Origin of the sequence: Wolbachia endosymbiont of Listronotus oregonensis (assembly GCF_031205055.1) — a bacterium.
GTDB lineage: Bacteria > Pseudomonadota > Alphaproteobacteria > Rickettsiales > Anaplasmataceae > Wolbachia.
The window spans coordinates 1367209-1379639 of the sequence record NZ_CP102118.1; the positions used below are offsets into that span (position 1 = coordinate 1367209).

General features: G+C 35.6%; 8 protein-coding genes. 4 read left to right on the forward strand and 4 right to left on the reverse strand.

All coding sequences use genetic code 11. The annotated features are described in order from the left end of the window. Positions 1-53: 53 nt before the first annotated feature. Entirely contained in the window at positions 54-1034 is a 981-nt protein-coding gene (gene pdhA / locus NMD99_RS06925) for a pyruvate dehydrogenase (acetyl-transferring) E1 component subunit alpha (protein ID WP_253302779.1), read from the reverse strand. Positions 1035-1099: 65 nt separating this feature from the next. Here pdhA and hemJ point away from each other — a divergent pair, with 65 nt between their 5' ends. From hemJ to NMD99_RS06945, 4 genes are all read left to right on the forward strand, one after another. Continuing rightward, positions 1100-1528, forward strand: a complete 429-nt coding sequence (gene hemJ / locus NMD99_RS06930) for a protoporphyrinogen oxidase HemJ (protein ID WP_253302778.1) — start codon at positions 1100-1102, stop codon at positions 1526-1528. A 269-nt stretch (positions 1529-1797) separates the two neighbouring features. Then, positions 1798-3117, forward strand: a complete 1320-nt coding sequence (gene miaB, locus NMD99_RS06935; protein ID WP_264688421.1) for a tRNA (N6-isopentenyl adenosine(37)-C2)-methylthiotransferase MiaB — start codon at positions 1798-1800, stop codon at positions 3115-3117. A 334-nt stretch (positions 3118-3451) separates the two neighbouring features. Then, positions 3452-6838, forward strand: coding sequence for an isoleucine--tRNA ligase (gene ileS, locus NMD99_RS06940; RefSeq protein ID WP_253309963.1), 3387 nt, complete (start codon positions 3452-3454; stop codon positions 6836-6838). 68 nt (positions 6839-6906) lie between these two features. Next, positions 6907-9594, forward strand: a complete 2688-nt coding sequence (locus NMD99_RS06945; protein ID WP_309166012.1) for a hypothetical protein — start codon at positions 6907-6909, stop codon at positions 9592-9594. On the opposite strand, the gene NMD99_RS08050 is transcribed toward NMD99_RS06945, so the two are convergent. From NMD99_RS08050 to NMD99_RS06955, 3 genes are all read right to left on the reverse strand, one after another. Continuing rightward, positions 9588-9779 carry a phenylalanine--tRNA ligase subunit beta-related protein gene (locus NMD99_RS08050; protein WP_373457560.1) on the reverse strand — a complete coding sequence of 64 codons (192 nt, stop codon included), beginning with the start codon at positions 9777-9779 and terminating at the stop codon, positions 9588-9590. The genes NMD99_RS06945 and NMD99_RS08050 overlap by 7 nt on opposite strands. Next, entirely contained in the window at positions 9764-11983 is a 2220-nt protein-coding gene (gene pheT / locus NMD99_RS06950) for a phenylalanine--tRNA ligase subunit beta (protein ID WP_373457545.1), read from the reverse strand. Before pheT ends, NMD99_RS08050 begins: the two co-directional genes overlap by 16 nt. A gap of 120 nt (positions 11984-12103) precedes the next feature. Continuing rightward, entirely contained in the window at positions 12104-12391 is a 288-nt protein-coding gene (locus NMD99_RS06955) for a hypothetical protein (protein WP_253309467.1), read from the reverse strand. Between the last annotated feature and the right edge of the window lie 40 nt (positions 12392-12431).

The window sequence follows — 12431 nt, forward strand, 5'->3', positions numbered from 1 at the left end:
CTATACAATGTTCGTACAGTTAGTTGCCACCTGGATAAAAAAAAGAAGCCTACTTAGCTAACAAATTTGTAAACATCAGTATACAACTCATCAACGCTTGGTTCTTTACTATTTTTGGCAAAATCTTCCGACTTTTTTACTAAATCACGTACTTCCTTATCAATTACTTTACATTCTTCTTCTGAAGCAATTTTATTATCTATCATGTATTTCTTTAAAGTGCCTATAGGGTCATGATTTTGCTTCATATCTTCAACTTCTTCTTTTAAGCGATAAGTAGCAGGATCTGACATCGAATGGCCGCGATATCGATATGTCTTCATTTCAAGCAGGATAGGCCCTTTTCCGCTGCGTGTGTGTTCCGCTGCTTCGCTTGTAGCCGCATAAACAGAGAAAAAATCCATTCCATCAACTTGTTTTCCAGGAATACCAAAACTTTCTCCTTTTTTATATAGCTCAGTTACCAAAGTGGATCTTTCTACAGAAGTACCCATTGCATATCCGTTATTCTCTATAATATAAACTACAGGTAACTTCCATAAAGCTGCCATATTAAATGATTCATATGTTTGCCCTTGATTTACAGCACCGTCACCAAAATACGTGAATACCACGTTGTCTCTTTTCTTATATTTATTAGCAAATGCTATTCCTGTGCCAATTGGAACTTGTGCCCCCACTATTCCATGTCCGCCGAAGAATTTTTTTGCAACGTCAAATACGTGCATCGAACCACCTTTACCTTTCGAGCATCCTGTTTCTTTGCCAGTGAGTTCTGCCATTACAACATTTGGATCAGAATTACATGCGAGCATTAAGCCATGGTCTCTATAACTTGTGATAAAAGCGTCACCTAATTTTGATGCAGCTTGAGTTCCAACTGCAACTGCTTCTTGCCCTATTGATAGGTGACAGAACCCACCTATTAATCCCATTCCATATAATTGTCCTGCTTTTTCTTCAAATCTGCGTATGAGTAGCATTTTCCTGTAGAATCCAATTATCTGTTCTTTAGTGAAATTTTCTGCTTTCATATCGATTTCTTTTTCATTAAACTAAAATAATATCAGAAATTTTTAACATTTTGTAATAAATCTCAATGGATTACTACCACTGGCTTGAAGCTTTTCACGTTATCTCCGCCATTATGTGGATGGCAGGTATGCTTTATTTACCCAGGCTTTATGTCTACCACGCAACTGTAAAACCGGGATCGGAAAATGATAGCTTGCTTCAAACAATGGAAAAGAGGCTACTTAGATATATCATAAACCCTGCAATGCTTTTCTCACTTGGTCTTGGAATCACATTAATGGTTATTAGGGAAGCATATCGTGAAGGATGGTTTCATGTAAAAGCATTTGCAATACTTTTGATGTTAATTATTCATATGCTACTTGCAAAATATAGGAAAAATTTTGCAATGGGTTCAAATGAAAAAAAACACGTTTATTTTCGTGTTTTAAATGAAGCAGTTACAGTATTGATAATAGTTATAGTTATTATGGTTGTTGTAAAACCTTTTTGACTGACCTTACCCAGAAAAAGCAGAAAGCTCAGCTACTCTTCTATTTTCATTTTTGACTTTTTTGAAAATAACATAAGCTAAAGTTACTGAGGTTTACCAATGATTTTTACAGGGATACTGGTGAAGTCGAGTTGCAATAGCTGTGTGCTTGACATTGGGATCCAATTTTATAAAAATCTATTGTGCTAGCAAGTTCACTAGCGTCACGCGCTGGTCTGTTGGACATTTAATGTGATTATATGTAGGGTTTTGAAAAAGACATACCAAATATGAAAGGCCTATATATTAAAACTTACGGCTGTCAGATGAACGTTTATGACTCCGTTTTAATGGAAAATATAATTAAACCTTTGGGGTTCAACGTTGTTAGTGATGCAGAAAAAGCTGATTTGGTGATACTGAACACTTGTCACATTAGAGAGAAGGCAGCAGAAAAGCTTTATTCTGAGCTCGGGAAGATTCATTCGTCACGAAAAGAAATTACTATAGTGGTGGCTGGATGTGTAGCGCAAGCAGAGGGAGAAGAAGTATTCAGAAGGGCTCCTTTTGTTGATATTGTTGTTGGTCCGCAGAGTATCGCTACCTTACCGGAGCTGATAGTCAAAGCAAGCAGAAGTAAAGGTCATGTAATAAACACTGATTTTCCTGAAGTTGCAAAGTTTGATAAATTGCCAGATGAATGCTATGGCAATAGCCAGGGGTCTTCTGCGTTTCTTGCCATACAAGAAGGTTGTGATAAATTTTGTACGTTTTGTGTAGTACCATATACTCGTGGAGCTGAGTATTCACGGCCAGTGAATGAAATATTTCGTGAAGCATTGAAATTAGTTGCAAATGGGGCGAAGGAAATCAATTTGCTTGGTCAGAACGTCAATGCTTACCATGGGAAATGCGAAGGGGAAGTGTGGGATTTAGGCAAATTAGTTAGTCATATTGCTAAAATTGAAAAGCTAGAGAGGATTCGTTATACAACTTCTCATCCAAGAGATATGCATGAATCTCTCTACTTGGCACATGCGGAAGAGCCAAAACTCATGCCATTTATTCACCTGCCTGTGCAGTCAGGTTCGAATAAAATATTGCACGCGATGAACAGAAAGCACACTGCAGAGGAGTATTTGGAAATAATAGACAGATTTCGCAAATTGAAACCTGAAATCGAATTTTCTTCTGATTTTATTGTTGGTTTTCCTGGAGAAACCGAAAAAGATTTTGAAGAAACTGTAAAATTAGTAGAAAAAATTAGATATGCTCAGGCTTATAGCTTTAAATATAGCCCAAGACCAGGTACACCAGGAGCAGAAAGAAAAGATCAAGTACCAGAAGAGGTTAAAACAGAACGCCTTCTTCGTTTACAGAAATTAATTAGTAAGCAACAACTTGAGTTTAACCAGAGTATGGTAGGCAAAACTATACCTGCTTTGTTCAGTGATAAAAAAGGCAAACACCAAAACCAAATTATTGGTAAAAGCCCATATATGCAATCAGTGTGCATTGATGATCCTGAAGGGAAGTATAGAGATAAAATAGTAAATGTGAAGGTATTGGAAGCTCGGCAGAATAGTTTGTTGGGGTGTGGTGCAGGATAGCTCTGTTGGACATCCGTCAGAGAATTATTTTGATTGAGAGAAAGTACCCCTATAGAACAAGATAGAAGTACTTCACGTAGTTTATTTCAAGTTTATCAACTATAGCTAAAGTAATTTAGGCTTACCGACAACCGTCATCCCGCTACTTGTTAGCGGGATCTAGAGATACCGTGACGATATGACGGTTAAGCTGAGATACCGCGAATGAATCGCGGTATGACGTGGGATTGTGTTAGCTATAGGGTGTGGGGTGCAGGAATAAGTTTGTTTCTTTTTGCATTTGTAATTTTCTAGAAAGCCCTATATTCTTTGGCTTTATCCGGTCAAAATGAACATGAAGTCAAAGCATTATCCTGATACAGTAAGTAGTCCTGATTTTTCGTCGTTAGAAAAAGAAATCATAAAATTTTGGCAGGAAAATAAAGTTTTTGAGCGGTCAGTTGGAGAACGTTCCAAGGATAATTGTTTTGTGTTTTATGATGGGCCTCCGTTTGCAAATGGACTTCCACATTATGGACATTTACTCACTGGTTTCATCAAAGACGCATTTGCAAGATATCAAACTATGCTTCAAAAAAGGGTTGAACGTAGATTTGGTTGGGATTGCCATGGATTACCGGCTGAGATGGGTGCAGAAAAAGAACTTGGAATATCTGGTAGAACTGAGATAGAAAAATTCGGCATTGAAAAATTCAATAACCATTGTCGTACTTCTGTAATGAGATTTTCATCAGAGTGGGAAAAATATGTCAATAGGCAGGCAAGGTGGGTGGATTTTCATAATGACTATAAAACCATGGATAAATCATTCATGGAGTCGGTCATGTGGGCATTTAAACAGCTTTATGATAAGGGTCTAGTGTATGAATCAGTACGCGTTGTTCCATATAGCTGGGCGTGCGAAACTCCATTATCCAATTTTGAAACAAGGCTTGATAACGCATATAGAGAAAAGACTAGCAAAGCTGTAACTGTTGCATTTGAGCTTTTAGAAAACCCACAGCAGTTTAAAAGTGTTAAACAAAAATGTAAATTACTTGCTTGGACTACAACTCCTTGGACTCTTCCTAGCAATCTGGCATTGGCGATAGGAAAGGACATCAAGTATTGTGCAGTGTCAGTCCACTCTTTGGTGTCATCCCAGCGCGTGACGCTGGAATCTATTTCTGGATCCCAGTGTCGAAGCACTGGGATGACAGAAGTTAATGAAAGGAGTTCAGTGAAGAGTGAAATTTATATTTTCGCTGAAAGCTACCTAGAAAAATTTATCAGCCACTCTGAACAAAACAATATTCCATATGAAAACTGCAATATAAAACTTAAAGCGAATGATCTTGCAGGCCTTTCCTATAAGCCGCTGTTTGATTACTTTAAAGATACAAAGAATGCATTCCGTGTTTTTGTTGCTGATTATGTTACAGGAGAAGATGGTACTGGCGTTGTACACACTGCTCCTGGATTTGGTGAGGAAGATTTTTACCTTTGCCAAAGCCATGATATTCCAGTTATTTGTCCAATTGATAACAGTGGAAAATTTACTGCTGAAGTTTCAGATTTGGCAGGGGTTCATGTTTTTGATACCAATGATACAGTAATAAAAAAATTGAAAGAACAAGGAAACTGGTTCAAAACTGAACAATATATTCACAATTATCCACACTGCTGGAGAACTGACACTCCTTTGATCTATCGCACTATGCCTTCTTGGTATGTTGCCGTTACAAAATTCAAAAGCAGAATGGTAGAGCTAAATAAGAGAGTTAATTGGATACCAAACCACATTAGAGATGGTCAATTTGGAAAATGGCTTGAAGGGGCACACGACTGGTCAATTTCACGCAATCGATTCTGGGGTACTCCGATTCCTGTGTGGCAATCAGATGATACAAGATATCCAAGAGTGGATGTATATGGTTCGATAGAAGAACTAGAGCGAGATTTTAATGTTAAAGTAGATGATTTGCACAGACCATTTATCGATACTTTAACGAGGCCAAATCCTGATGATCCAACAGGAAAATCAGTTATGCGTCGTGTGCCTGACGTATTTGACTGCTGGTTTGAATCTGGCTCGATGCCATTCGCACAAGTCCACTATCCGTTTGAAAATAAGGAGTGGTTTGAAACTGCAGATTTTATCACTGAATACATAGCGCAAACCAGGGGGTGGTTTTATACGCTCTTTGTATTGTCCACTGCTTTGTTTGATAGGGAACCATTTAAGAACTGCATATGCCACGGTGTTGTTTTGGATGTAAAAGGGCAAAAATTGTCCAAGCGTTTGAATAACTATGCAGATCCAATGGAGGTTTTTGATAGATACGGTTCTGATGCACTGCGTTTTCTTATGCTTTCTGGATCTATTGTTTGTGGTGGTAATTTGCTACTTGATAAAGAAGGGAATTTAGTACGAGACGTTCTGAAAAACGTAATAAAACCTATTTGGAACAGTTATCACTTTTTTACCATGTATGCAAATGCAGATGGAATTAAAGCTGAAGTTTGTAAGGATTATCAAAGTACTATTGATCGCTACATGATTTCCAAATGTTTTGAAGCTGTAGAAAGTATCCAAACTTCTATGAACAGCTATAACTCCCAAGAGGCTTGCAAAATTTTGATGAACTTTTTTGAAGTGCTAAATAATTGGTATATTCGTCGCAGTCGCGAGCGTTTTTGGAAAAGTGATTTGGATCAGGATAAAACTGATGCTTATAATGTTCTATATACGGTTTTTTATTACATACTAAGAGCTGCAGCCCCTTTGTTGCCACTTATAACAGAGAATATATGGCAAGGGCTTAAGTATGAAGAAACATCTGTTCATTTGGCTGATTTCCCACAATTAGAGAAGTTTGATAGTCAGCTCATTGCCAAAATGGATCTAGTGAGAGAGATATGTAACTCTGCACTCTCTATTAGAAACACTTTTAATATACGTATCAGACAGCCACTTGGCAGTATGATCATTTATCATCAGTCTTCCTGTAGTTTTCTTGAAGGTGAGCCGTTTTCTGTCATCCCAGTGCGTGACACTGGGATCCAGTGTGCTGAAAACTCAAATGAGTACCAAGAGATGATAAAAGATGAGGTAAATGTAAAAAAACTGAAGTTAGTAAACAGACTTGAAGATATTGCATCACTAGAGTTAAAACTCAACTTCCCTGTGCTTGGAAAAAGAATTCCGGAGAAGATTAAGACACTGGTTCAATATGTTAAACAAGGAAAGTGGAAACAAGTTGAATCCGGTGTCATCCGAGTAGCTGACACTGGGATCCAGACGCAGATTCCAGCGTCACGCGCTGGAATGACAGAAAGAGGTCTCATATTTTTGGGGGACGAGTCAGAAAATTATATCATAGAAAAAGGCGAATATGAACTATTATTAAAAGCAAACAGTGAATTCTCCTCTGTATTTGATAACAACAAAGGGGTTGTTATCCTAAACACTACTTTAAATGATGAATTGATTCTAGAAGGGCTTGCAAGAGATGTAGTGAGGCTCATTCAGGAAACTAGGAAACAAGCTGATTTTCATATGTCCGATAGAATCAGAGTAATAATCAAAACAGAAGATGAGAAAATTAAGGAAGCAATAAATACGTGGATTGAATATATAAAAGAGCAGACCCTTGCCTTATCTTTGGACATTAATACAGAAATTGGAACTAACTTTTATTCTAAGGAATATCAGGATTTAAATGTTAGCATTGAGCGTTAGATTTTTAATAAAGTTGCAAGATTGTCAGTATTTATGCTATACTTAAGGTAATTGGATAAGGTTATGGTATGAATGCTGTTGTAGGTTGTGAGGAAGTTGTTGACTTAAATAACAATAGTGGTGATTTAGATGCATTAAATGGACAACCTAATTTACAAAGAGAATCTTTTGCTACTTCAGAAAAACAGGAAGGACCTGTTGCTACTTTGGAAGAGCAAGAATCTGTTAGTAATTTAAAAAAAATAGGTGCTGATTTTAGCATTCCACTAAGTATATTTCATTATAAAGGTTACGGCTCCGATTTTTTTACTTCCTGGTATAATATATCAAGCGAAATATTTAAGGAAATAAACAGAGCTTGCCTGGAGAAGAAAGTATTAAATTCAGCTCTATCAGTTTTAATGTTTCCTTATGTTGCTTCTGTTGCATTGGGGTTAGTTATATATAAAACAAACAGTAAAACACAAACCAGTTCAGAGGAAAGTAAAACAAAAAAGAGTGAGGTAAGTACAGCAAAAAGATTGGCATATGGCGTTCTTGCTGCAATTGCAATTCTTGTTGATATAGCTGTGCTTATAGCCTTAATTATTCCTGCAACACCCGCCTTAGCTACTTTTTATCTTACAAACAGAAAGTTATCTCATTCTTTGGTTGCTGCTCTAAAAATAAGTAATGGGTTATATCAGAATGAACACCAGAATATTGAAGTGTCTTTTCGTGAAATAGATGCTGGTAAGTCGGACATTAAGTGGGATATGGAAGTTAAGTTTCCACCGCAATTTGAACAATTACTTAGAGATTTATATGAAGATAAAGATGGTAGTTGGTTTAATGTTGCACGTGATTCAGAACATAATACCATACTGAAATTATCAGCTAATATCAATTTAAAAAACGGCCTTAGGCCTTTACGTAATGAGATCAAGAATGTGCTTGCAATTTCGATTCAGGAATTCGCAAAGACTATGGAAGAGCTAATGAAGCTAGAAGGAAAAGATATTACATATGATAAGCTGAAGGAACTGTTGAACGAATTCAGACTGAAAGTGGTGGATAGTGTAGATTCTAAACTGGTGAATTACTTAATACAAAATGCTTATCGAATTGCTTTTATACAAGCAATTAAATTTGCACAAAAAAGAAGAGAGGAAAAGGAAGATTTTTCATTAGAAGAAAGACTGAAAGAGGTATTAGTGGAGCAAGAACTGAAAAGCCAAGGTAAGGAATTGCCGACTGAAAAGGAAATGATACTAGAAGATCTAAAAAAAGCAGGAGCAAAAGTACCAGATGACTTGGACGATAGAGGGCTTCCTATGTTTAAAGCAAAATGGAAACAGCTTATAAAAGAAGGGAAAATAGCTGAAAGGACAATAATTAATACTTATGAAGATATGTACCCTCAAGAAACAAAGAAAGCTCTAGATAATGCTGAAAGAGAGATTAAGGATTTAAGAGAAATAGGACAGAAAAGATATAATGGGATATGTGAAAAATTAAAAGAGATGCATAAAAATAGGAAAAACGGTAACTTAAAAGATGGTGCTTTAAAAAGGAAATTAGAAGATCTTTTTAAATTTGAATATGATGATCAAAAAGTTGAGGAAAGGCTAATAGAATCGAGAATAAGGACTATTAACACTCTACTGAGTAAGTCAGATAAAAAAATAAAGCAATCTTTAGCAGAAGATTTTAGTGAATTAAAGGAAACAAGGACTTCGGATAAAGTGAATGACTTTGTAGAGAAGATGTATTTAGAAATAACAAGATGTAGAATTCAAGAGTTATTTGAAAAGCAAGGGGAAAGTATAAAGAATGTAGAAGATAATAAGGACATGCTATTCAATGGAGAAGATGAAAAACGTCTAGTAAACAAGATTGTTTCTTATCGAAAAGAAATTGGAGAATATTTTACGCAACCTACAAGACTGAAGGAAATAATAGGAAAGCAGAATGAGGATTTGGATGTTGAGAAAAATAGTAAAGAAGAGAAATCTTCAAGTATGGAGTTAATAGAGTTATGCTTGCGAAATAACCAAGAAATTTTAGAAGCATTAGAGCAATTAGAGTTAAAAAAAGAAGGATTGTTGATAAATGAAGAAACAAAAAATAATTATAGAGAAGAGCTGGAATCTCGTGAAAAAATAAAATTTGCAATAATAGAAGATGATTTACTGAAAGCGTTCGAGCATGAAACTTTTAACGAAGAAGCAATTAAGAGATTATTAGAGGAAGCGGAACTTGAGTACTATTTGGCAGAAAGATGCATCAAATATCCTGTGATTAAAACGAAAGATAATATCAAGCATTTTTGTCAAGATTTATTGTCTCCTCTGGTAGACAGGTTAGCGAACCTCATAATAAATAATGTACCAAAAGATAATGGGAATAGTTTGTGGAAGATTTGGAACTCTCTTAAAGTTGGTTTTAATTATAATGTGATTGGATGGTCAGCTACCGTAAACAAAGATAAGAGCACAGAAGGAAAAGCGTTGAGTGTGGCACATGATACTCATAAGGAAATAGAGACATTTCTTCAACATTTCGAATCAAGTTATGAAGAAGTAGGAGCCTTGATAGGTGATGTATTTTCTGATGATGGGAAAACATTTAAAAATGATGTATGGCCTAAAGTAGAAGAGCATTTGCATGGAATGTGGAATAGATTTTTTAAGGATGTTGAATTCAAGATTGGGAATAGATTGGATGAAGTAAGTGTGACACAGCAAAAGCAGAACACTATGATTGTGACTCAATGATGAGTTCTCAAAGTTCCTCCGGTATTTTCATATACCAAATTGACTATAGCACTTGATTCTTTTTGGATCTCTTTTTCAGTTAAAGTGTGGATTGGAGAGCAGAAAGTAACTGACAATGCTATAGACATCTTATTCGGTTCTATATTGTTTCCATGGTATACGTCAAATACTAAAACTTCTGTGATGAGCTCTGAGCTTTTTTTACCACATTGATTATGTTACCTACTTCCACATCCTTATTTACAATAAATGCAAAATCACGTTTTACACTTTGGTATTTATAATCGATAAATTTCTTTCTACTTACAGGTAAATTTTCAATATTTTCTAGTATTACCTCAAAACCTACAACTTTTTGCTTGATGTCAAAAAGATCTAATATATTAGGATGCAACTCTCCAAAATAACCTGCTACTTTATTCTTAAAAGAGAGAGTGCCTGACTTTCCTGGGTGGTAATGTTCTTTTTCTGCTCTCTCTATCGTTAAATTATCGCAATTGACGTTAAAAAACTCCAAAGCTGCTATGCAATCAGCCTTTGCGTCAAAAACATCTACTTTCCTATCAATATTATAATGGTTTCGCGGTAAATTATTTCCTGTTCTTATTCCACTTAAGACATGTTTAGACTGAGCTTCACCATCGTAAATCGGCCCAATTTCGAAGATTGCAAGATCAGATACTCCATGGGCAATATTATCAGCAGTGACTTGCAATAAATTTGGCATAATACTTGGTCTCATCATATTAAAGTTATTGTTAAACGGATTATCGATGATAAATAACTTATTCGAGTAACCAAATTTTTCAGCTGTTGATTCACTCATAAATGACCAGGTTAGCACTTCATGAAACCCTCTGTTTGTCATCAAAATACGCAAATTGTCGTATGTACTATCTACTTCTTCAACATTATTTGGTAGTGGTTCTTCTTTTATTTTGTCATAGCCGTATATTCTTGTTACTTCTTCAATTAGGTCAGCAGGTATAGTCACGTCCGGTCTCCAGCTTGGTACTTGTACATTCCAATTGCCTTCGGTTTTTTTATCAATACTAAACCCTAGTTTCGTTAAGATATCGAACGTCTCATCAGGTGATACAGATACACTTCCAAACTTGTTTATATCTTGGTAATCAAGGCTTATCTTAGCATCATTCCGGCATGGTTTTTTCTGGATCCCAGTGTCAGCTACTTGGATGACAGAGGTGTATTCTTTATCTAGATTACCGGCAGACACTACGCTTGAGACTTCTCCACCACATAAATCCAAAATCATTTTGGCTGCAAGATTGAGTCCATCAAGGGTAAATCCAGGATCGATTGAACGTGCAAATCTGTAACTAGCGTCTGTGGAGATGCTGAGCTGTCTTGAAGATTTAGTGATAGAGATTGGATCGAGCAAAGCTAATTCCAAAAAAATATTGGTGGTTTCAAGAGTACATTCACTGCACTTTCCACCTATAATTCCAGCAACTCCATGAATATTTTTACTATCAGAATAAATGTTTATATTATTGTCCAGTAAATATTCCTTACCATTTAAAGCAAAGAAGCTTTCTCCATCATTTGCTTTTCTTATTGTAAGTTTGCCATCTACTTTGTTTGCATCAAACGCATGCATTGGACGATTAAAAGATATCATAATATAGTTAGTAATGTCAACTATTGTAGAAATGGAGCGCATTCCTATCGATTCCAATTTATCTTTTAGCCACTTTGGGCTTTCTTGATTTTTTACATTGGCGATGTATATTCCACTAATAAAACTTTCTCCGTCAGTCACTTCAACATCGATTGGTGAATTTATGGAGCTGGTAAGTTGTGGAATGCTTAAAGTCTTTAATGTCCCAATTCCAGTTGCAGCAAGGTCGCGAGCTATTCCATAAATGCCTAAGCAATCTCCACGGTTTGGAGTAACATTTATATCAATTACAGGGTCACAATTGAAAAATTTATCCCCTACTTTATAATCATCGGAAAGCTCGATTATTCCTTCACTTTCCTCTTGAACTAGCGCAAGTTCAGAAGCAGAGCAGAGCATCCCTTCACTTAGCACTCCTCGTATTTTTGTAGGCTTGATTGTGAAATCACTTTCTGGCAATGTGCTACCAAGAGATGCAAGCACAGTTTTCATACCTTCTCTAACATTGTTTGCTCCGCAAACTATTTGTAGAGTTTTACTTCTGTCATCTACTTTACATAATTTTAATTTATCGGCATTTGGATGAGGTGCAACTTCTAATACTTTTGCAACAATAAAACCAGCTAATTTGGTATTGTCGATCACATCTTCTACTTCTAACCCTATGTGAGTTAATTTATCGGTAATTTCTTCTAAACTAGCATTGGTTTCTAAGTGTTCTAATAACCAAGATAATGTGAATTTCATGAACCTTTAAAGAAATAAAAGAGTTATTGTAATATAAAATGTAGTGCTTTTAAAGCTTGTTGTAATGGAATAAAAGGTAACTTCTACATCATAAACAAGGATGCAGAAGTTTTTGTAATTTTATATATTATTGTAGAGAGAATTTATCTTCTCGATATCACCTTTTAAATCTATCTCCATAGAGAGCTTAAGATTCATATTGTGGTTATCTTCATGGAAGTTATGAATGTAACCATCAATAGTTAAGTTTCCTATCATATTATGGCTTTTATCTAGTATTTCGCTTCCCATTTGATAATGGCCAGTATATTCGTTAAAGGAGCCATCTGTTAGTTTAATGTATCCACTACCAAATTCCTGCTCTAAATTTAAAGGATGATTAGTGTTAATAAAATCTATTTCGTTCATAATAATACCTCACTAAAAATTAAATTATAATTAAAATAAG